At 66.8% G+C, this 21,232-nt stretch carries 17 protein-coding genes and 3 pseudogenes; 9 read left to right on the forward strand and 11 right to left on the reverse strand.

Annotation, left to right across the window (positions count from 1 at the left end; genetic code table 11):
* Positions 1-36: 36 nt before the first annotated feature.
* A pseudogene (locus E1288_RS49070) lies at positions 37-819 on the reverse strand (FAD-dependent oxidoreductase); the annotation flags it as partial.
* Between the two features lie 42 nt (positions 820-861).
* Between E1288_RS49070 and E1288_RS29910 the strand changes: the two are divergent.
* Both E1288_RS29910 and E1288_RS29915 read left to right on the forward strand, forming a co-directional pair.
* Positions 862-1,863, forward strand: a complete 1,002-nt coding sequence (locus E1288_RS29910; protein ID WP_207954632.1) for a hypothetical protein — start codon at positions 862-864, stop codon at positions 1,861-1,863.
* Positions 1,864-1,937: 74 nt separating this feature from the next.
* Positions 1,938-3,155: a GNAT family N-acetyltransferase gene (locus E1288_RS29915; RefSeq protein WP_132490943.1), complete on the forward strand. Its 1,218-nt coding sequence runs from the start codon at positions 1,938-1,940 to the stop codon at positions 3,153-3,155.
* A gap of 150 nt (positions 3,156-3,305) precedes the next feature.
* On the opposite strand, the gene E1288_RS29920 is transcribed toward E1288_RS29915, so the two are convergent.
* Positions 3,306-3,983, reverse strand: coding sequence for an amidohydrolase family protein (locus E1288_RS29920; protein WP_235883893.1), 678 nt, complete (start codon positions 3,981-3,983; stop codon positions 3,306-3,308).
* A 185-nt stretch (positions 3,984-4,168) separates the two neighbouring features.
* Here E1288_RS29920 and E1288_RS29925 point away from each other — a divergent pair, with 185 nt between their 5' ends.
* On the forward strand, positions 4,169-4,951 hold the full coding sequence (locus tag E1288_RS29925; RefSeq protein ID WP_132490946.1) for an SMI1/KNR4 family protein: 783 nt from the start codon (positions 4,169-4,171) through the stop codon (positions 4,949-4,951).
* Between the two features lie 87 nt (positions 4,952-5,038).
* On the opposite strand, the gene istB is transcribed toward E1288_RS29925, so the two are convergent.
* The 3 genes and pseudogenes from istB to E1288_RS29940 all read right to left on the reverse strand — a co-directional run bounded on the left by istB (position 5,039) and on the right by E1288_RS29940 (position 7,854).
* Positions 5,039-5,830, reverse strand: a complete 792-nt coding sequence (gene istB / locus E1288_RS29930) for an IS21-like element helper ATPase IstB (RefSeq protein ID WP_132490949.1) — start codon at positions 5,828-5,830, stop codon at positions 5,039-5,041.
* Positions 5,827-7,434, reverse strand: a pseudogene (gene istA / locus E1288_RS29935) (IS21 family transposase). Before istA ends, istB begins: the two are co-directional and overlap by 4 nt.
* Before the next feature lie 135 nt (positions 7,435-7,569).
* Positions 7,570-7,854 carry an amidohydrolase family protein gene (locus E1288_RS29940; RefSeq protein WP_165968317.1) on the reverse strand — a complete coding sequence of 95 codons (285 nt, stop codon included), beginning with the start codon at positions 7,852-7,854 and terminating at the stop codon, positions 7,570-7,572.
* A 448-nt stretch (positions 7,855-8,302) separates the two neighbouring features.
* Between E1288_RS29940 and E1288_RS49075 the strand changes: the two genes are divergently transcribed.
* Entirely contained in the window at positions 8,303-8,782 is a 480-nt protein-coding gene (locus E1288_RS49075) for an integrase core domain-containing protein (protein WP_408014080.1), read from the forward strand.
* On the opposite strand, the gene E1288_RS50485 is transcribed toward E1288_RS49075, so the two are convergent.
* From E1288_RS50485 to E1288_RS29960, 3 genes are all read right to left on the reverse strand, one after another.
* Positions 8,703-9,479 (reverse strand): TIGR01777 family oxidoreductase, encoded by a 777-nt coding sequence (locus tag E1288_RS50485; RefSeq protein ID WP_132490955.1) that lies wholly within the window; start codon positions 9,477-9,479, stop codon positions 8,703-8,705. The genes E1288_RS49075 and E1288_RS50485 overlap by 80 nt on opposite strands.
* Positions 9,480-9,518: 39 nt before the next feature.
* Positions 9,519-9,791 (reverse strand): hypothetical protein, encoded by a 273-nt coding sequence (locus tag E1288_RS29955; protein WP_132490958.1) that lies wholly within the window; start codon positions 9,789-9,791, stop codon positions 9,519-9,521.
* 265 nt (positions 9,792-10,056) lie between these two features.
* Entirely contained in the window at positions 10,057-10,563 is a 507-nt protein-coding gene (locus E1288_RS29960) for a hypothetical protein (RefSeq protein ID WP_132490961.1), read from the reverse strand.
* A 156-nt stretch (positions 10,564-10,719) separates the two neighbouring features.
* On the opposite strand from E1288_RS29960, the gene E1288_RS29965 reads away from it, so the two are divergent.
* From E1288_RS29965 to E1288_RS29975, 3 genes are all read left to right on the forward strand, one after another.
* Positions 10,720-11,973 (forward strand): IS701 family transposase, encoded by a 1,254-nt coding sequence (locus tag E1288_RS29965; protein ID WP_132491027.1) that lies wholly within the window; start codon positions 10,720-10,722, stop codon positions 11,971-11,973.
* Positions 11,974-12,480: 507 nt separating this feature from the next.
* On the forward strand, positions 12,481-13,107 hold the full coding sequence (locus E1288_RS29970) for a M23 family metallopeptidase (RefSeq protein WP_132490964.1): 627 nt from the start codon (positions 12,481-12,483) through the stop codon (positions 13,105-13,107).
* A gap of 232 nt (positions 13,108-13,339) precedes the next feature.
* Positions 13,340-13,819: a M23 family metallopeptidase gene (locus tag E1288_RS29975; protein ID WP_235883889.1), complete on the forward strand. Its 480-nt coding sequence runs from the start codon at positions 13,340-13,342 to the stop codon at positions 13,817-13,819.
* A gap of 242 nt (positions 13,820-14,061) precedes the next feature.
* Here the strand turns inward: E1288_RS29975 and E1288_RS29980 are convergent, their stop codons facing one another.
* A complete protein-coding gene (locus E1288_RS29980) occupies positions 14,062-15,678 on the reverse strand; it encodes an amidohydrolase (RefSeq protein WP_132490970.1) in 1,617 nt (538 codons plus the stop codon).
* Between the two features lie 111 nt (positions 15,679-15,789).
* Positions 15,790-17,118 carry an MFS transporter gene (locus E1288_RS29985; RefSeq protein WP_132490973.1) on the reverse strand — a complete coding sequence of 443 codons (1,329 nt, stop codon included), beginning with the start codon at positions 17,116-17,118 and terminating at the stop codon, positions 15,790-15,792.
* A 118-nt stretch (positions 17,119-17,236) separates the two neighbouring features.
* On the opposite strand from E1288_RS29985, the gene E1288_RS29990 reads away from it, so the two are divergent.
* Complete coding sequence (locus tag E1288_RS29990; RefSeq protein WP_207954634.1) at positions 17,237-18,157, forward strand: LysR family transcriptional regulator; 921 nt, start codon at positions 17,237-17,239, stop codon at positions 18,155-18,157.
* Positions 18,158-18,578: 421 nt separating this feature from the next.
* Positions 18,579-19,921, forward strand: a pseudogene (locus E1288_RS29995) (amino acid permease).
* Between the two features lie 310 nt (positions 19,922-20,231).
* Here E1288_RS29995 and E1288_RS30000 read toward each other — a convergent pair.
* Complete coding sequence (locus E1288_RS30000; protein ID WP_132490976.1) at positions 20,232-21,137, reverse strand: hypothetical protein; 906 nt, start codon at positions 21,135-21,137, stop codon at positions 20,232-20,234.
* Between the last annotated feature and the right edge of the window lie 95 nt (positions 21,138-21,232).

Below are 21,232 nucleotides of genomic sequence, written 5' to 3' on the forward strand. Positions count from 1 at the left end.
GACGAGCATGGTGTAGCCGGTGAACTGCGGCTCGGTGCCGACGAACTCGAAGCCCGCGAGCCCACGCACCACGCTGCGTCCGCCATCGCAGCCGACGACCCAGCGCGCCGCGTACTCGCGCTCACCGGCGTGCACGACCACGCTCTGCTCGTCCCGTGCGATGGCCTCCACGGTGACGCCGCGCCCGATCTCCACGCCCAGCTTGGCTGCCCGCTCGGACAACACCGACTCGACCGCCTCGAGGCTGGTCAACAAGAAGTCCGGCGCCGGGCTGGGAAGCCGGAACGGCAGGGCAGCGACGTCGACCTTGGCCGGATCGAGCACCATGCCGGCGAAATGGCCCACGCCGCTGGGAGGCGCCGGCTCGTCCGCGTCGGGGCCGGGATCGTCGTGGATGCCCGACGCCGCCAGCAGCGGGCGCAGCATCTCGCGGCGGTAGAACGCCTCGACCGAGGTGGCGGACAGGCCCCGCAGCCCGAGCGGGTCCGCCCGCCACGGGGAGCCGGGTTCCGGCTCCCGCTCGAGTACCAGGACGGAGCAGCCCGCGAGGCCGAGCTCGCAGGCGAGCAGAAGACCGACCGGGCCGGCACTCACGATCACCACGTCATGCATGAGGATCCCTTCTGAAGCCTGTTTTCCGCGACAGGCCAAGACTTCAGCGGGCCGCTCACACGGGGCGCACACGGCGCTGACACGGGCGCTGCCCTGATGTGAAGACCCACCGGTGCGTACGCGAAGATCGAGGAATGGGAGCAGGGCACCCTGACCGGCGTGCGGGGCCTGGCCGCCCACCACTTCGCCTAGCTGGTCGCCCGCCATGACCCACTGCTGCGCGGCCCCGAGCAGCTCGACGCACTCCACGTGCTGCGCACCGAGTACGACAACGTGCTCGCCGCCCTGCGCCACCTCTGCGACACCGGTGACGCTGGCGGCGCGATCGGGCTCGCGGTGAACCTGACCTGGTACTGGCAGATGCTCGGCCGGCACCCCGAAGCGGCCTACTGGCTCGGCGAAGCAGTCGCGGTGCCGGCCCAGCGGCCGAGCGTGGAGCACGACATCGCCGAGGGGGTGCTGCTGCTCAACACCATCGCCACCCAGGGCTCGCTGGTCGACGACTCGATTGAGGAGCGGCGGGCGCTCACCGACCGGCTGCTGAGCTATCCGGAGTTGCCGGGCTTCGGCGGCGCGCTGACCGCGGTCGGACTGGCCTGCCTGGAAGAGATCGAGGCGTCGCCGTCGATCAGCCGGCGACTGGTCGACGGGCCGGAGATGATCGCCGCGGCCCGGGAGCGCGCGCTGCGCTCGGCGACGCCCGAGATGGCGATGCTGCTCGACGCGCGGGAGGCCGGCCTGCAGATGCGGCTCGGTGACCTGGACCGGGCGCGCGAGCTGATCGAGTCGGCCGAGGCCGAGCTGTCCGAGCAACCCCCGTTCGCGTTCGACGGCGGGCAGGCGCTGGTCGGCGCGGTGCGGGGCGCGCTCTGCCTTGAACTCGGCGACGGGCCAGGCGCCCAGGAGACACTGGGCCGGGCGTACGCGGCGGCGGTCGACAGCAAGGACATGCCGATCGTGGCGACGGTGGCGGTGACCGTGGCCGGCCTCGCCGCGCTGTACGGGCAAAACCATGACTTGGCCGTCATTCTCGGCGCGGCAGCCCGCTTGCGGGGCGCCCACGACCACACCGACCCGCAGGTCCGCACGCTGACCAGCCGTGGCCGGGCGGCGCTCGGCGACGAGCGCTTCGCCGAGGCGTACGAGACCGGCTGGCAGCTGGACGCGCCAGCGGCCCTGCCCCGGACGGACCCGGCGCGGCTGCGCCGTGCGGCACTGCCAGCGGCGGACACCGTAAATCACTTGATCTAGCCACGGGTCGACGCTGCACTGTGACGGGACACCACGAGTCGTGGTGCCGGTATCCCGGGGAGGCAGCCGCAGCAATGGAGATCCGTTCCACGACCGACCAGGACCTCGACGTCTTCGTCGACACGGTCCATGCCGCGTTCGGGCGCTTCCCGGAACCCCCACCCGATGGCGGCGGGGGCTGGTGGTCGGCGCTCGAAATGGACCGCAACCTGCTCGCCACGGCGGACGGGCGGCCCGTCGGCACCGCCGGTGCGTACTCCTTCGAGCTCACCCTGCCCGGGGAGATCCTCGCCCCGGCCGCCGGGGTGACCGCGGTCGGCGTCCTGCCCTCGCACCGACGCCAAGGCGTGCTCAGCGCGATGATGCGACATCAGCTCACCGAGCTGCGGGCCCGAGGGGAGTTCCTCTCCGCACTGCTGGCCTCCGAGGCCCTGATCTACCGCAGGTTCGGCTACGGACCTGCGACCTACACGCAGCGACTGGTGGTGCCGCGCCACCAGGCAGCCCTCGCCGCTCCCCGGGCGCGCGGAACGGCCGACTTCGCAGCGACCGGATCGGTAGAGCTGCTGCGGCGTGCCGAGTGTGGCGAGATCCTGGAAGAGGTCTACGACCGGTACCGCCGCGCACAGCCCGGCGCGCTGTCCCGGCCGCGCCACTGGTGGGCCTTGGGCGCGGGGCAGCCCCCGGTCTCTCCGGCGCCGCGCTACGTCGCCGTCCACCGTGACGCCGACGGCGTCCCGGACGGGTACGCCAGCTATTCGCTCGCCGAGCCCGGCACTTTGACCGTCGACGAGACCGTCGCCATCGACGACGCCGTCTCCACAGCCCTGGCCCAGTTCGTACTCGGACACGACCTGGTCGCCCAGGTAGTGTTCAAGAAATTCCCGCCCGACCACCCACTGCGCTGGCAACTCGCGGACTTCCGCGCCGGCCAGGTGAACGACGACACCGACTGGCTCTGGGTGCGGCTGCTGGACGTCCCGCGTGCGCTGACCGCGCGCGGCTGGTTCATGGACGGCGAACTCGTCCTCGACGTCGACGATCCGTTCCTCGGCGAGCACGGCCGCTACCTGCTGACGGTCCGGGACGGCCAGGCCGACTGCGTCCCGACGGACCGGGAGCCCGACCTGTCCCTGGACGTGAGCGACCTGGGCTCGGTCTACCTCGGCGGCACCGCCCCGAGCACGCTCGTGCGCGCCGGACACATCCGGGCCCACCGCCCGGGCGCGGCGATGCTCGCCGACGCCCTCTTCCGCGCCGAGCGCTCCCCCCACTGCCTGCACTGGTTCTGAGCAATGGCATAACGACGCAGACCTTGTTCGTGGCAATGGGGCACCTTGGCATTCGCAGTGGTCTTCCCGCTCGACCTGGTGCAGCCTGCAGTCACCCAACGCCCACAGCCCATGCTGCGGCTGGAACAGCAACAGCGCCATGGCCACACCTCATATGCCGAGCACGCGGCGGGCGTTGCCGGCGAGCACCAGTGCACGCTCGTCGTCGGTGAAGGTCACCCCGGCCGCCTCAAGCACCGCCGGATCCGGGGAACGGAACACCTCCACCCACCGCTCGTCGTCGACGAGCTTCTCGAAGGCGGGAAAGCCCGAGGCGAACAGCACCTTGCGCGGGCCCGCTATGTCGAGCATGGCCCGCAGGCTCTGGTAGAAGCGCTTGGGGTTGCGGTGGTAGCGCGCCTGCCAGCAGCACACGTCGACGTAGACGTGGGGATGGTGCTTGGCCACCGCCAGCGCCGATTTGATTTCGGCAAGTCGAACTGGCCCCAGCTCGGCATTCTGATGTGGCCCCGGCAGCGGGGTTGCCGAGGCGGTCGGCATCTTGATCTGGCCCCGCGTGTCGATCGACTCGGCGGGGCGGCACTCTGATTTGGCCCCGCCTCGTTGTCCTGTTTCTGCCGGTCGCATGGTGTTCGTCGATGACGACGACGTGGTGGAGGGGAGCGTGGGCTTGGTCCGTCTCCAGCTCGCGGCGGACCACCGGGACAGGTTCCGATGAAAACCTCCAGCGCCCGTACCAGCGACTCCGCCGGACCCATCCGGCGGAGTACGGATCGCTCCCGCGTCGATCTCGACCCGCTTACCGACGGGGATCTCGGCCGTGAACACGTCCAACGTGCCCTCATCCAGCGGGCAGTCCCACTCCTCTCAGGCCGTGGCCGAGCGGGTTCTTCGGGACACCCGGTGTTGCCTGCAAGGGCAGTGTTGTGTGGATCTCGTGTCATGCCGGCAGCGTTGGTGGCACGCTTGCTTGGGCCCTGACGTTGGCTGGTGATTCGAGAGGAAACGGCACTTTGGATGATCTTCACGAGGGTGGTCGGGGCTCCAGCCCGGCGCCGCTGAAGACGCCTCAGGAGTGGCGTGGCTACCTGCGAGAATACAGTGAACTGCGCGTGCGCACGGACAACGAGCCCGACCGGGGTGGCGTCACCGCGGAGCAGGGGGCGGCAGGCTGGTTGGGATACGAACCTGCCACCGAACAGGCTGTGGCGGCAGCCGAGCACCGTCTCGCTGTTCGGTTTCCGCCAAGCTTTCGTGGATTCTTGCTGGCCAGCGATGGGTGGCCCGGCGTCGGCGGGTGGATCGAAGAGCTGTACTCGTGTGACCGCCTTGCCTGGTTCCGTGACACAGACGAAGGCGGCACCTCCATCGACGTTGCCGAGGACTTTTTCGGTGACTGGGATTCGCTTCCAGAGGACGACAGCGTCCGGAATCCGGTGACGATCTTCGAGCGGTCGCTGCTGGTGGCCGGCGGTCAGGATTACTGGTTGCTCGACCCTGCCGAACCCGGCGCAGACGGTGAGTGGATCGCCTGGCGGTACGAGCCAAGCCAGGGGGAAGTAAAGCGGTTCGCGAATTTTGCGGAGCTGTTCCATTTCTGCCGGAACGAAGGCAACGCGGTGGTCACACCGTCGCCTACCACCGACCACATCGCTGCTCACAGTGGCGAGCTGGGGTCGATGGCGCCCGCTCTGGGGAGTCCACTCGGGCGGCGCATCGGTTCCGGCGACGAGGCGGTGCCACCTGATGCCGACGCCGGGAAACAGCAACTCACCGAGGACGAGTCGGCCGACTGAGGTTTGCGGAAGGACCAGTTCGCTCACGAGCAGTCTCGGACTCCACTGCGGCGGAGTTCTATTTTGCAGTGGTGTCGCGGTCGGTTGTCAGCTGGCTCGGCGGCGTTTGGTGGTGCGCAGCCGGTAGGACTCGGTGCCGGTCTCGATGATGGAGGCGTCAAAGGTAAGCCGATCGACAATAGCAGCGCGGAGCCGGGGATCGGTGAAGGTGCGAGCCCATTCGCTGAACGCGGAGTTGCTGGCGATGGCGATGCTGGAGCGTTCTTCTCGTTCGGTGAACACCTGGAACAGCAGCTCCGCGCCGCGCCGGTCCAGCTCAAGATAGCCCAGCTCGTCCAGGCAGAGTAGGTCCACGCGGCCGTAGCGGGTGATGGTCTTGGACAGGTGTTTGTCGTCGGCGGCCTCGACGAGCTCGTTGACCAGCGCGCCGGCGGTGACGTAGCGGACCTTGAACCCGCCCTCCGCCGCGGCGGTGCCGAGCCCGATGAGCAGGTGGGACTTGCCTGTGCCGGAGTCCCCGATCAGGCAGACCGGCTGCCCGGCGCGGATCCAGGCGCCCTCGGCGAGGGTGTGCACGAGCGCGGGCGGGACGTTCGGGTTCGCAGCGAAGTCGAAGTCCTCGATGCGTTTGGTGCGCGGGAAGCCGGCCTGCTTGACCAGGCGAGCCTTGCGGCGCACCTCGCGGTCCTCGCACTCGATGAACAGCAGCTCGGACAGGAAGCTCTTGTAGCTGGCCTGTTGGCGGGCCGCGGCAGCGGCTTGGTCACCGAACCGGTCGCGGATGGTGGGCAGCCGCAGGATCCGGCATGCCTGCTCGATCGCGGCGTCGGCGGCTTCCTCGGTGATCTGATCCCGGCCGCGGGCGGTGGTGCGGGTCATGACGCGTTCCCCTTCCTGGGAGTGTCACTGAGCAGCTGGTCATAGGCCTCGACCGACGGCACGGGGCGGGAGTCCGGCGGCAGCTCGCCGCTGCGGCGACGTTCGGGCAGCGAGACGACCTTGCTGCGGCTGCGCTGCGGACGCAGCTCACCGGCCGCGGCGTCGGTGGCGTCTCCGGCTGCGGCGGCGTGCTTACGGGACTCGATCGCGACCACGTCCGGCGAGACCGATCCGGCCTCGAGCGTGGCGCGGATCCCGGCGATCACATGCGCATGGGCATCCGCCGGTGCAGCAGCAGGACCTCGATCAGCAGCCTCGTGCCGGCCTGGTCACCGTGTTTGGCGCGGGCAGCGGCCCAGAACGCGTCGTGGGTGGCGGTGAACCAGCCCTTCTGCCGTGCGTGGACCAGCGCCTTCGCGCCACGTAGCGCGCCCGGTTTGCCGGCCAGGCCTCCAGGTAGTGATCGAGCACCAGGTGTTGCCCACCCTTGGTGGTCAGCCGTGGATGCCGGGCGACCTCGCTCGATCCGTGCAGCACTACCAGTTCTTCCGCGCCGAGCTTCGCCCGGACCGTCTGCTCGATCAGCCGGGCGGGGACTGAGTAGAGCGCCTGCCGGACGGTGATCCGCGCGTAGCGGTCCACCCGCGGTGTCGTGGTCAGCGCGATGTCGAACTCGTCCACCGGCAACGCCGCCAAAAGCGGCGCCTCGAGCGCGAAGTCCTGCCCATCGTGGTCACCCGCTGGTCGATGCGGCGGGCGTCCTCGGCCCGGTCCGCCGCGGCGAGCCTGTCGTTGATCCCGGCCAGCCCGGAGATGTCGGCGATCTTCGGGACTGGTACGAACCAGCGACGCCGGAACCGGCCGCCTTCGCCCTCGACGCCGCCCTTCTCGTGCGCGCCTTCTTTGCCTGGCATGCAATAGAAGCTGGTGATTCCGTAGGCGGACTTGAATAGGACCCAGCGGCCGGTCTCCACCCGTGACCGTCCAAAGCAGACTCGCCGGACCGCGGAGGAGAGGTTGTCGTAACGGATCTCCCCGGCCGGGACGCCGCCAAGTTCGGTGAACGCGGCGACGTGACCGGCGAAGAACGCCTCCTGACCCTGCGAGGAACAGACGCGGTGAATTGCCTTGCCGGAGAACGACATTCGCAACGTGAAAAGGAAACATTTGGTGTCGAAGTCAACCTCGGCGTCCTGCCCCAGAAGATGGGTCTGCGGGACGAACCCCTCGACGACGCCCGCACGGTTGCGGGCTTCCAACTCGATCTGCGGGCGGCGGGCCGCGACGTACTTCGAGACCGTGCGATACGCGATCGTCGCATCGTGCTCGTCGACCAGCCGCTCCCAGATCCGGTGCGCGGTATGCCGCTGCTTACGCGGTGCATCCAGATCCGCCCGCAGCATCTCGTCCATCGCCCCGCGCAGCGGACCTGTCACCGGCGACGACCGGACAGGCATCTTCCGCGGCGGCGGCACCGCCGAGCCGAGCGCCTGACGCACCGTCCGGCGATGCACCCCATGCCGCTCAGCCAACGCCCGGACCGACAACCCCTCCACCCGGGCATCCCGCCGGATCAGCGCGAACAACTCCACCCTGGACACCATCCCGGCTCCCACGCGGACGGCCCCTCACCGGCACTGTCCATCTAAGACCCTTAACTCGACCCACCGACTCGCACACTACGAGCAGGAATTCGCCCGATCGGTGGGGCCCGTTGACGGTGCTAAACCGGGGCCAAATCACACTGCCACGGCCACCGATTCCCACCACTCGTGTCCACAATGTCCTTTGATGATCCGGAGTTCGGGGAACCGCCGGGCGACGCCGTCGAGGTGGCTGGGCTGCGCGTTGTTCGCGTGCAGGGTTGGGACGCTTGGCCCGGTGTGGAACAACACGGGGAGCCCGCGTGCCGAGCAGAACTCGTAGAGCTGGTCGACGATCGCATCGGTGGGCAAGAACCCCATCGGCGGGTAGAGCTTCAGACCGCGGGCGCCGCGGTCGGCAGCAGCGGCAAGCAGTTCCAACGCGTCGTCGCGGCAGGGTCGACCCCGGCGAAGGTCATGAGCCTGCCGCCGGATCCCTCTGCCGCCACGACACGAGGAAGTCCGCTGACCGGCGCGTACGTGCCGGTCAGCGGACTTCCGTCAACGTCCGGCGGACAGCACTTGGACCTGCGACCCCTTAACCCTGTACCGCTCGAAAGTCGTCGCGCCTGGCGGCGGACTTCCTCCACATCGACACCGCGCTCGGCAAGCGCCTCTACGCCCTGGTGTTCCTCGAACACGGCACACGGCGGCTACACATCGCTGGCGTCACCACCCGACCCAGGACTGGACCACACAACAGGCCCGCAACCTCACCATCGATCTCGGTAGAGGGCTGAACGCGCTCCGCTTCCTGCTCCGCGACCGCGACCGCGACAGGAAGTATTCGGCGCCTTCGGCTGCCGTTCTCCAGGCTGAGAACATAGACATCCTCACCAGCGCACCCCAAGCGCCGCGGATGAACGCACACTGCGAACGGGTCATCAGAACCCTCCGCAACGAGGTCTGCGATCACATCCTGATCCTCAACGAGGCACACGCTCGACTGATCCTCGCCGAGTACCAGCGGCACTACAACCAGCATCGGCCCCACCGAGCCCGACAACGACGACCACCCGAATTTCATCACCAGCACGAGCGAGCGCACGAAGCCAACGCCCGCACGTTGCTACGCACCCACGTCCTCGATGGACTTATCGACGAATACCGGTATGCGGCTCGACATGCAGCGATGACTTTTCGAGCGGTACAGGTCTCAGCCAGTCAGGCTCGAGTCGGTCGTGTTGGCGCCGATACGACAGTTGCGGCAGCGGCGGCGCCAGGATGCGTCAGTGGTGTAACGCGTCATCCAAGACGGAGGCGATGTCTGGGTGCCAGCTCTCGAAACCCGCTTCGGTCAGGCGGGTAGGGACGACCCTCAAGCTGCCCAGGACCTCGGGAGCCACTTGACCCATGGCTACCCGAAGCGCTCCAGTAGGCACACGCAGCAACGCTTGCTTGCCGATCGCACTCGCTAGCGCGTGGGTGAATGCCCGGCTTCGGATCGGGTTGGGCACGGCGATGTTGTAAGGCCCTTCAGCTCCTGGACGGGCCATGAGAAACCGGATCGCGCGGACCGCGTCGGCGAGTGATACGTAGCTCCAGAACTCGCTCCCGCTACCCAAGGTGGCCCCCAGCCCCACTCGGAACATGGGCAGCAGCCTGGGCAGGAATCCACCGCAACGGGAGACCACCAGGCCAAGTCGCAAGTGACATACGGCGATTCCCGCAGCGCTCGCCGGGCTGGTCGCCTCCTCCCAGGCGCGTGTGACCGTGGGAAGGAAACCGTCCGCCACACCACTCGCGGACTCGCCCAGCACCTCGTCACCACGATCGACGCCGTAAAACCGAATACCGGAAGCCGAGATCATCACCCGAGGTGGTCGATGTGCTGCCGCTGCCGCGACCGCAAGCGTGTGAGCACTATCGATCCGGCTGCGCAGTAACAGGGACTTGTATCCTCGTGTCCAGCGCTGCCCACCCAGAGGTGCACCGGCCAGATTGACGATGCCCTCGGCTCCCGCGACCCAGGCCGAACTGGGCTCGGCAACTGGGTCCCACCGCACTTCATCCGGCGACGCCGGCTCCCGCCATGACCACGAGCATCACGCCACCATCCCCGCGCTAGCGGCCAACGCGACGACGAACGCGGTGCTGACCAGCCCCAACATGATCCACGCCTGCCACCGCAGCCGCCGGCGAAACCACGCCAACTCGTTGGCGGAGGCGAAGACCCGTGCAGGCCAATGCCGCCACGAAACGTTGCAGAACACCGTCCCGGCAGCCGCGTACAGCACGGCGACGGCACCGTAGGCGACCACCCGCTGCGGCACGAGAGCGGCAAGGCCGGAGGTGCTCAGCAGGAGGGTGCAGATCACGCCCGCTACCGGCCACCGGTTCCCGCTCGCCAACTCAAGCAGGAAATCCTCACGCTGATGCTCGTCGGGAAAGAACCGCGCCACCCGCGGCTGAACCACCACGAGGCTGTACACCATCGATCCCAGCCACACAGCGGCGAGGGTCAGATGAACCAGAACAAGGATCGCGGCTAATACTCCAGCCGTAGATCGTGATCTGCCGATTGTGGCTAGTCCTAGGGCCTCGGTCAGGGCGCTTGAGGATCCGGTTTCAGGGGCGAGTGCTTTAGCGAAGTGAGTGACGCTGGTAGCGCGATTCGGGTGGCCCGAAGGTCAGTTCGTTCTTGTCGAGGGCGTTGGCGATGGTCAGTTGGCTGTGGGGGAAGTGGAAGCTGACAGCGACTGTTCCCTGGGCGATGTCGCGCCCGGTCCATTCGAGGAGCTCGACGTCCTGAAGGACCTGGCCGTAGAGGGCGTGCAGCTCAACGTGCATGTCGTGGCGCCACTGGAGATCGAAGTCGGGCCACAGGACCGGCTGGTGGGGATCGATCGTGTTCCAGGTGATCGAGAGGTCATCGAACTTTTGGTGGTTGATCTCAACCTGTTCTCCGGTGAAGTCGAGCAAGACCGGGCAGTCGGAGAACCACTCGTTGTCCTGAACGTCCCAGATCAGCCAGGCATCGGTCAGCGGGCGGCCGATGAGCGCACGCAGGTGCCGGCCGTGGGCCGCCACGACGGCGGAGCGACCGTTCAGCCAATGAGGCCGGTAGCCTTCGATCCCGAAGTTGAACACGTCAGGATCCTCTCAGAATGAGACGTCACGCGACTTCGGCAAGGCTCTGGGGTTGGCCCGGGAACTGGTGCGGCCACCGGTGATCATCGGTGTGTGAAGACAGAAGATCAGGCGGTGGCCGCAGGCCCCAGCATAAGCCCCGCGCAGTGGCGGGCGATGTTCGATGAGCTGACCGGACGGATCGCGGGCCGGTTCGCCCGGATCGAACCCCGTCGCCGGGCAGAAAAACTGCTACTGGGCTTGGTTTCTGAGCTGCCACGGAAGAACTGTTGGACCATCGCCGAGCACGTTGGCGACGTGACTCCGGACGGCCTGCAGCACCTGCTCGCGCGAGCGGTCTGGGACGCTGACGTGGTGCGCGATGACCTGCGTGCCTACGTCCTCGACCACCTCGGCGCGCAGAACGCGATCCTCGTGATCGACGAGACCGGGGATCTGAAGAAGGGCACCCGAACCGTCGGAGTGCAGCGTCAATACACCGGAACCGCCGGTCGGATCGAGAACTCCCAGGTTGCGGTCTACCTGACCTACGCCACCAGCGCGGGACACGCCTTCCTCGACCGAGCCCTGTATCTGCCGAAATCCTGGACCGACGACGCCGAACGCTGTGCTGCAGCCGGGATCGACGAGAACGTGCAGTTCGCGACCAAGCCCGCACTGGCCACCACGATGATCACTCGCGCACTCGACGCCGGCGTCGACGCCCCGTGGGTGACCGGCGACGAGGTTTACGGCGCCGACCCTCGCCTGCGCACGGCACTCGAGGCTCGGGGTGTCGGCTATGTGCTGGCCATGGGACGCGACTGCCGCGTCACCACCGCTGCCGGGAAGTTCCGCCCCGACGAACTCGCCACACGCCTGCCCAAGCGCCTCTGGCAGCGACTATCGGCCGGAGCCGGAGCGAAAGGACACCGGTACTACGACTGGGCGCTGGTCGACATCGACCCCGAGCCGGCGGGGCATCGGTGGCTGCTCATCCGCCGCAATCGCAGCACGCAAGAACTGGCCTTCTACCGCTGCTACGCCCCCAGCCCGGCGTCGCTACCGACCCTGGTCCGTGTCGCCGGAACCCGTTGGTGCGTCGAGGAATCGTTCCAGGCCAGCAAAGGACTCACCGGCCTTGACCAGCACCAAGTTCGCCGCTGGGACTCCTGGCACCGCTGGACCGTTCTAGCCATGCTCGCGTTCGCGTTCCTCGCCGCCGTCGCCGCGACCGAGCGCGCCCACAATCCGGCACCAATAGGCTGGATTTCCTTGACCTGCAACGAAATCCAGCACCTGTTCGCCACGATCGTCGTCACACCGGCCCGCAACACCGCGCACCGGTTGCGCTGCACGAACTGGCGCAGACGCCGCCAATACCAAGCCCGACAAGCCCACTACCAGCGACAATCCACTTACCAATCATGACCGTCACGATCTACGGCTGGAGTACTAACGCTCCCACGGAGGTGGACATTCTTGAACGCTAATCATTCGTCCGATCTCGCGTAGCCGGTTGACCCAGACTGAAGTATCCCGGTGGCACCGAAGTGGTCACGGACCCGCCGCATCAGGAAGAGTGTTCTTCGGCCCGGGCGGGCGAGCGGCACAAGTCGGTGCCGGTTTCGATCGGGGCGCTTCGCACGCCATCCGACGTTGACCGCCGGCCGCCGTCGGCACTCCTGCCAGCGAGTGCATCGCCGTCACCAGCCGAGCACTACTCGGATAGCGCAGTGCTTCGGGCGTGGCTCGCGGCGGCGTAACGGGGGCGCCATCCAACTGTGGTCGGTGGCTGGATATGACGCAGGCTCGGTTCAGCCAGACCGGAACGCGGCGACGAGTTCAAAATGTTTAATCTGGGATTAGCGGTAATAAACCGAGTTCACCCCGTTACCAATTGGCAATGAAATGTGATCGGGATCACGATATTGCTGGTTGCAGTGGGTTATTGACCACCATATTGTCCCATTCGTGAACAAATTACTCAGGGCGGCCGCGATCGCCTCGACCCTTGCAATCGGTACATTCGCAGGAGTCAGCGCCGCTGCCGCCGCCCCGAACTTGACGACCACCGCGACCGTCGCTTCTGCGCAGGCGACCGGGCTGCCCGACAACACCTGGTGGGGTGTGCCGAACGGCGCAACCGAAGCCGGGTACAACCTCTACGTTCCCGGTTACCAGTTCGGCTGCAATGGCGATCAGCGCCACAAGGGCCTCGACATCTCAGCGCCCACCGGAACCAACATCCACGCTTGGGGATCGGGCCAGGTCGTAGGCACCGGTTATGACGACGGTGGATATCACCGCTGGATCCAGGTCTACTTCCCGTCGATCGACATGACGATGACCCTGGGCCACCTGCTGGACGGTTCCCAGCTGCCGGTTGGCCGCACCTTCGAAGAAGGTGATGTGTGGGCGCAGGTCGGGACGACGGCGGACGGACTCACCTTCTCGCACGTCCATTACCGCGCGTCGCACGGCAACTGGGGCGCCTCGCCCATCGGCCCCTGCGACGATGTGGACCCGTTCGTGGTGTGGTCCTCTTTGGGCTTGCCCGCCTGATCCACATCTCCCAGTGCGCCGCCAGGCGTGTGCCGCTGCCGGCGACGATCAGCAGCTCCGAAGTGGACCTGGAGTCCCTGTTCTCTCCTGCGCCCCCCGGAGCAATTCGTCATCGCGGCCGGCTTGTTCTTGCAGTCCGTTCTTTTCGAAAGGTGACGACGTGGTGAACCGGAAAAATTCATTCAGGACAATTGTCGGCGCTGTCGCGCCGGTGTTCATGGGCGCAACGTTCATGTTGGGGAGTGCGACGCCGGCTTCGGCCGCGGACGACTACGCACTGCCGTATCCCGCTGGTGAGTCGTACGTGGTGACCCAGGGGCCGGAGGGCACCTACTCGCACGTTGGCCCGTACAACGAGTACGCCTGGGACTTCGGTCTTCCCGCCAACTACGAGGTGTCAGCTGCCCAGGGTGGGACCATCCTCGCGTCGGACTGGTCGCCGTACTGGCAGAACGGCATCGAGGTCATCATCCAGCACCCGAACGGCCAGTGCACCCACTACGCGCACCTCAACAAGGCGATCTACAACACCGGCGACCAGGTTCCGCAGGGGCGGGTCATCGGCTTGTCGGGGAGCACTGGAGCGTCGTCTGCTCCACACCTGCACTTCCAGGTGATCGACTGCAACACCCGCGTAGGCATTCCCGCCATGTTGCAGGGGCAGACGCCCGGCACCGGTACGTCGCCGGTGAGCGTGAACCCCCGATCTTGACCCTGAACGCGGACGCGATCCTGTTGCACCTCCTTGCGGCCCAACAGGGTCGGAACTGAACGAGCACGCAACGGCGGGGGTTGACCTCGAACGAGGTCAACCCCCGTCTGGCGCGTGGAGGCGTCAATCGGAAGGTCGACGCAGGCTCGTCGAGCGGCGCTGTCCTTTTCGGGCCGGGTGCATGGAATTGCCTGTCCTGGTCGAGAATGCGGTCATCCGGTTCGACCTGGGCGAACGGATCTTCATTCGCGCGCGTAGACCTCCGTACCGCCGACGTAGGTGGCCCGGACTGCGATCTTCGAGATCTGGTCGTGGGGCACCTCGAGCGGATCGTCTTCGAGCACCACGAAATCGGCGAGCTGACCGACGATCAGCGAGCCCTTCAGCCCTTCCTCACCGGTGCTGGCCGCTGATCCAGTTGTGTAGACCGACAACGCCTCGGCCGGAGAGACCCGCTGCCCCGCACCGACAACCGACCCATCCCAGCCGGTCCGCGTGACCATGCTCTGCACCGCCAGGAGGGGTTCCACCGGACCACACGGATAGTCGGACGAACCGGCGACGGTGATGCCGGCGTCCAGAAAAGAGCGGTGGGCGAACATCCGCTCCACCCGGGCCTCGCCGTACCAATCGATCAAGCGCCCGCCATGCTGGTGAACGTAGTTGCCGAACGGCACAGCGATCGCGGACAGAGCTCGGATCCGGCCGAGGATATCGTCGTCCACCAGACTGCAGTGCTCGATGCGGTGCCGCAGGCCAGGTTTCGGCATTTCCCGGTGGGCGCGTTCAAGTTCGTCGAGCACGAGCCGGATTGCCCTGTCTCCGTTGGCGTGGACGCAGACCCGGTTGCCATCGCCGTGCACCGCCCGGACGATGTCGGCGAGTTCCTCCCGCGTGAGCACCTGGATGCCGTGGTCGCCGGTGCTGTGGTGCGGCTCGTCGAGCAGGCACGTCCGGCCGCCGACCGCGCCATCGGCGAAGGTCTTGACGCCGACGAAACGAAGCCCGGCGTCCCCGAAGCCCGAACGAAGGCCGAGCCGGCGCAAGGTGTCGTAGTGCTCGGCGGCCAGGAGGAACCCGACCCTCATCGTCAGCAGCCCCTGCTCCCGCGCCGCGGCGAAGAGGCGGATGTCGTCTGGCCCCACGAGTGCGTCGCACACCGATGTCACGCCGGCCGCGTGCCAGCGGCGCACCACGCGTCCAAGCGCCTCTACGCGGTCGTCGAACCGAGACTGCGGTACGACTGGGCCTCCCGCCGCATTGACGTGACCGTAGGCGAAGTCGGTCAACGCGCGTTCGTAGAGGACGCCATCGAGCCGCCCGGTCGCGTCCCGGCCGTACTCGCCACCACTCGGAGGTAGCGACTCATCGGTGATGCCGCCTGCGGCCAGCGCTGCCGAGTTGACCACACCCCAGTGACAGGCGACGTGCAGCACGATCGCCGGGACAGCGCCCGTGACCGCGTCCAGGTCCCAACGGGTAAGTCGGCGCCCCTCGGCCATCCGCGCATCGTCGTAGCCGAAGGCGCGGACCCAGCCGTCCACCGGTTCGCGCCCTGCAGCGGCTCCGACCTTCGCGGTCAGCTCCGCGAGGGAGGACACCTCCGCTGGGGACACGTCGATCTGGAGCTCGCTGTCGGCGGCCATCGACAGGTGCACGTGCGCGTCGTTGAAGCCAGGGGTGACAACTGCGTCGCCCAGGTCCACGAGCCGCGCGAGGGGCAGCGACCGCCGAAGGTCGTCCGCATCGCCCACCGCAACGATTCTGTCCCCGAGCACCGCGACCGCGTCAGCGGATGGCGAGGACGGCGTGATGACCCGACGCGCACGGAAGATGCGCGGCTCGGCTGACGAATGCATGCGATTCCTTCCAGGTTTTCGATGCTGAGAAAGCTGGGACCGCGCCTGTCGGCGTGTTGACGTCCACTGTGGCGCGTTGGGGTTCGCCCGGGGCGAATGTCGCCCCGAGTCTCATGCGGGCGCATCGCTGGCGCGAAGGTCCGAGTTGTCCGGCAGATCCGCAACGCCTTGGGACTTCGCTGTCCTGCGGCCCAGCGCGGCCACGCACACCAAGGTCAAGACGATCAGCCCGACGTGGTAGGCGACGACCAGGCCGATTCCGCCGCTGGAGAGCAGGGACTGTGCGATGAGCGGGACCGAGCCGCCGATCACCGTTGCGGAAAGCTGGTAGGCCAACGAGATTCCGGTGTACCGGATCCTGGCGGGGAACGCGTGTGTGAGGAAGCCGGCGAGGACGGCGAAGTAGGCCGGCGCGACGATGTTGATGAGGACGATGCCGAGGACGATCTTGCTCCCGTCGCCCGTGCTGACGAGCAGGTAGAAGACCGGGGTGAGGAGGGCGCTCGCCACCAGGGCCACGATCATGAACCGCGTGGCGCCGACGCGGTGCGCGATCAGCGCTGCCACCGGTTGCGCGCAGAACTGGACGACGGTGCCCACCAGCAGGGCCGAGAGGATCATCTCCCGGGTCACGCCGAGCTCGGTCGTGGTCCAAGCGATCATGAACGCGTTCAGGAAGTACGCTGCGCCGATCCCGATGGCCGATGCCCCGATTCCCAACAGGACTGCAGCCGGGGCCGTCCGCAGCACTTCTGCCGCCGGCGCCTTGACGATCTCGCCGCGTCGCTTGGCCGCCAAGAACTCCGGCGACTCAGCCACGGTCAGCCTGATGACCAAGCCCACGATCAGCAAGACAGCAGACACGAGGAACGGAACACGCCACCCCCAGGCGGCGAAGTCCTCAGCCGACAGCCGGCTCACGCCCAGGAAGACCAGGGTCGCCAGCAGGCCACCCGCCGGCGAGCCCTGCTGGGCGAAGGCACCGAAGAGGATTCGACGGCTCGGTGGCGCGTGCTCAGCCGCGATCAGCACAGCTCCTCCCCATTCACCGCCAAGCGCCAGGCCCTGCACCAATCGGAGCAGGATGAGGAGGGCCGGGGCAGCCATCCCGATCGAGGCATAGCTGGGCACCAGACCGATGGCGGTACTGGAGACGCCCATGAGGACCAGTGTGGTGACGAGCGTCTTCTTGCGGCCGATCCGATCGCCGAGATGACCGAAGACCACACCTCCCAGCGGCCGGGCGAGGAAACCCGTCCAGAAGGTCGCGAAGGACGCGAGCAGACCGGCTACCGGTGACGCCGTGGGAAAGAAGACCTCCCCGAAGACGAGCGCCGCGGCGGTTCCGAAGATGAAGAAGTCGTACCACTCGATCGCGGTGCCGATGAACGATCCGAGGCCCGCCCGGCGGGCTGCGCGGAGATCAGAAGAACTGGACATGCCGTCTCCTCGACGACGGGAGCGTTGAGGCTCGGTGGCCGGAACGGGATCTGATTCTGAGCGCATGTGGCATATGCCGTCTAATGCCCGTTAACATCGCTGCCCATACCTCGGAGGCATGGTGGAGATCAGAGTTCTGCGTTACTTCCTGGCAGTGGTCGACCAAGGCTCGATCACGGCGGCCGCACGCGATGTCCGAATCGCACAGCCCTCGCTCTCCCGCCAACTGCGCAACCTCGAGCGCAGCCTGGGAGTGGAACTCTTCGCGCGCACGCCAGGGCCGCGAAAGCTCACCTTCGCCGGGGAGCGCTTCCTGCCCCTCGCCCGTGACCTGGTGGCCCGGGCCGACCGCACGCTGGGCGCGGTCAGGACCATGACCCAAGGGCATGGCATGCCGTTGATCGTCGCCGCACCCCCGACCACGATCGCCGACTTTCTGGCGCCCTACCTCGCCGACCGAGGCGCCGCCTCTTCAATTCGCGACATCCTCGAACGCGACGCGCGCAGCGTGTACGACGTCGTTGCGCGCGGAGATGCCGACCTCGGCATCGCGCCCATCCCGCCACCCGGATCGATGGAATCCCGCGTCGTGGGTCATGCCCCCGTGCTCGCGCTGGTGCCACCAACCCACCCGCTGGCGCGAATCGGCGAAGTCGAGCTGACCGAGCTCGTCCAGGAGCAACTGATCCTGATGCATCCCGTCAACGCGGGTCGGCTGGCGCTCGACGCGGCTGCCGCACGCGAGGGTTTGGTCTACAACGAGCCGCGAGTGGTCTCGACAACCGTCGTGGCCCGTGCCTTGGCAGCCTCGGGCCACGGGATCGCAGTGCTCACCGACAGGCCGATGTTCGGACTCACCCCGGTCGCCATCCGGGCAGGCGAGAGCCTGCTCTCCGTGACCCTGTACGCCGGCTGGGACAGATCCCACTGGGCCGGCGCACAGGTAGCCGCGCTCGTCGACTCGATCTCCCGGTTCCACCGAGAAGTGCTCGCACGCATCCGTCTCTTCGAGAGCGCACCAGGCGACTGCTCGGAGTAACAGCCCGAGGTTGCCGCTACCGCGAGCCCCCCATGGCGTGCCCGCCGCCCTGCGGGCGATTCCGCGCCACCCGGTAGACCGCAAGCACAACCTTGCGGCGGCCAGGAGGCTGGCCAACACCCCTCACCTCGCGGATCAGCTGCGTCCTTTGGGGCAGCCGGATCCGGTGTGGTGCTTGTGGCGCGGAGGAGGTGCGTGGGCACAATCCACTTCGTTCAAACGGTGTCGGCGGAACAATGACACCTCGCGGCGGGTGCCTGATGGTGGTCTGCAACACGCACGTGGCCGAATGCACATGCGACGTTCGCGACCGGTCTGGAACCGACTTGGCGGCAGTGCTGCCGCATGAACGGAGCTTCCTCAGATGAGTCAGCCACCCACCGAGGAATACCGCCGCGCGCTCAGCAGCCGGCACATCAACATGATCGCCCTGGGAGGCGCGATCGGGGTCGGATTGTTCCTGGGTTCAGGCAAGGCCCTGCACCAGGTAGGCCCCGGCCTCATCGTGATCTACGCGATCGCGGGCCTGATGATCTTCTTCGTGATGCGCGCGCTGGGCGAACTGCTGATGTACCGGCCCGTCAGCGGCTCCTTCGCGGAGTACGCCGGGGAATTCGTCGGACCCTGGGCCCGGTTCGCCACCGGCTGGGGGTACTGGCTGGTGTGGATCGTGACCGGCATGGCCGAGATCACCGCCGTCGGCAAGTACTTCCAGTTCTGGTTCCCCCACGTTCCACAATGGATTCCAGCACTCGTCGCGCTGTTCGTCCTCACCGGCGTCAACCTGATCGCAGTACGGCTCTTCGGCGAGTTCGAGTTCTGGTTCGCCCTCATCAAGGTGCTGGCCATCATCGCGCTGATCGTGCTCGCCGCGGCGATCCTGGTGTTCGGCTTCAGCGACCTCGGCAACTCGGCGACGGTGAACAACATCTGGTCACACGGCGGACTCTTCCCCAACGGCCCGACCGCCGCGCTGCTGTCGTTCCAGATCGTCATGTTCGCCTTCGTCGGCGTGGAAATGGTCGGCCAGACCGCGAGCGAGAGCACAAACCCCGAGAAAGTGCTACACGCGCGATCAACTCCGTCATGTGGCGAATCCTGATCTTCTACGTCGGCGCCCTCACAGCGCTGACCGTGCTGGTGCCATGGAACCAATTCCCAGCCAACGGCAGCCCTTTCGTCCACGCCTTCAGCTTGATCGGCATCCCAGCCGCGGCCGGCGTGGTGAACTTCGTGGTGACCACCGCGGCGCTGTCGTCCTGCAACAGCGGCATCTACTCCACCGGGCGAATGCTGCGCACCCTGTCGCAGGACGGGCAGGCACCACGCAGGACCGGCCGCCTCAACGCCCGCGCCGTGCCATCCCGCGCCATCGCGGTCACGTTCGTCGCGATGCTACTGGGCGTCCTGATCAACTACCTGGCCCCGGAGGAGGCCTTCACCTACATCACCAGCGCGAGCACCATCGGCGCCATCTTCACCTGGGGCATGATCATCCTCGCCCATCTCGGGTTCCGCCGGAAGGTGGCCGCGGGTGAGATCCAGGCGGGGAAGTTCCGGATGCCCTTCGCCCCGTACTCCAACTACCTCGTGCTCACCTTCCTCGCGCTCGTCGTGATGCTGCTGGCGTTCGACCCGGACACCCGGATCGCGCTATACCTCACCCCGGCCCTGGCCGCCGCGATCACGGTCGGCTACCTCGCGGTACGACGCCACCGACCGATCACCCCGCCGACCGCTCCCGCCGAACACCCCCTGCCCTGACAACCATTTGCGGCTGGTGCGTGCGCTGCCCCCCGTCCCAGCGCACGCACCAGCTCCCTGCGCACAGCTACCGGCGAGCCCGTGTTGACCAGCAGAAATAGCGATCAAGAGAACTACCGCGCCAAAGGCAGCCCTCGCATCGCCCTGACCTGCGTAAATGGAGAATCCGCAGGTCAGGGCAATCCCGTTGCGGACTGTTCAGCACTCATCGGCGAGGGTGCGTCCGTATTTGAACCTTCGCCGACGAAAACCTAAACCAGGTAAGGGAACCCGGCCCACCGACCGGTCAGTACTGTGCAGACTCCGTACCTTAGACGTCCTGGGATCTGCTCAGCTCAGGGGAGACGTTCTTTCGTGGACGAGGCTCCCGGCTTGGTGCGATTGTCATCCAGTACACGTGGTTGGCGCGGCCCACATCGACGACCTCGCAGGACAGCTGGTAGATTGCCCAGCGTTCCAAGAGCTTGAGGTCCTTCACAACAGATCGGTAACTCAAGCCTTCCGAGTTGATCCGGAATTGCCCCCAGGTGCCTTTTTCCTTCGGCAGCACACCGCTTGCCCTGATCCTCTGCTCAACGAATTCCGCTCGCCCACGCACGGACCGAGGAACCACCTCGGAAACAGCGCCGACATCTACTGCCCACGCATCGACACCGCGCATTTCGCCGACAGACTCAAGAACCGCTTTCTGCTGGTCGTCGAGATTTGCGATCTTATTTGCCAGCCGAGGCAGCGCGACGAGCCTGACAGCACCGGATTCGGGCGCAAATTCCAGCGGGAGATCCACATGGGCCCCGTACAGAGTGCTACCCAGCCGAGTTTTCTTCGCGATGCACTCGAGCGCTTCCAGCCCTTTGGAGTAGAGCCACCCAAACACGACTCGGGGATCGGTTTCTTCGGCCACCTTCGGCGGCACGTGAACCGAACACCAGTAGCCCCATTCTCCACTCATCACATAACCATCCGGGCCAATGAAGTCCTCGTGCCTCACCTTCCAGGGAAATTGAAGAGAAATGGTGACATCGCGCCTGCCGTAGTGTTCTCCCAGCCAGGAATTCAGGTCCACAGTGGCATTAAGCGCCCGAGATACAGCGTCCAGAGCGGGAACAGCGAAGGAGTCGGACATCCGCCCGGCCCACCATATATCTGCCCACTCAGGACCTTTCGGATCATCAGGGGCCCCGATAATGAGGCTGATTTCGCTCGGCTCGTTCATCGGCAACTCTTTCGTTGACCAGGTGGGCACACCCCATAGATCCGCTTGTAGCGATGATCCGCGCGTGCTCCCACATTCTAGACTGCCACTTGGCC

Origin of the sequence: Saccharopolyspora elongata, from assembly GCF_004348985.1 — a bacterium.
Taxonomy (GTDB): domain Bacteria; phylum Actinomycetota; class Actinomycetes; order Mycobacteriales; family Pseudonocardiaceae; genus Saccharopolyspora; species Saccharopolyspora elongata.

Bases quoted from the DNA above. Each gene is read 5' to 3' on its own strand.
- E1288_RS29915 (WP_132490943.1), top strand. From the start codon at position 1,938: ATGGAGATCCGTTCCACGACCGACCAGGACCTCGACGTCTTCGTCGAC.
- istB (WP_132490949.1), bottom strand. From the start codon at position 5,830: ATGACCCGCACCACCGCCCGCGGCCGGGATCAGATCACCGAGGAAGCC.
- E1288_RS29965 (WP_132491027.1), top strand. From the start codon at position 10,720: ATGTTCGATGAGCTGACCGGACGGATCGCGGGCCGGTTCGCCCGGATC.
- E1288_RS29975 (WP_235883889.1), top strand. From the start codon at position 13,340: ATGTTGGGGAGTGCGACGCCGGCTTCGGCCGCGGACGACTACGCACTG.
- E1288_RS29980 (WP_132490970.1), bottom strand. From the start codon at position 15,678: ATGCATTCGTCAGCCGAGCCGCGCATCTTCCGTGCGCGTCGGGTCATC.
- E1288_RS29985 (WP_132490973.1), bottom strand. From the start codon at position 17,118: ATGTCCAGTTCTTCTGATCTCCGCGCAGCCCGCCGGGCGGGCCTCGGA.
- E1288_RS29990 (WP_207954634.1), top strand. From the start codon at position 17,237: ATGGTGGAGATCAGAGTTCTGCGTTACTTCCTGGCAGTGGTCGACCAA.
- E1288_RS30000 (WP_132490976.1), bottom strand. From the start codon at position 21,137: ATGAACGAGCCGAGCGAAATCAGCCTCATTATCGGGGCCCCTGATGAT.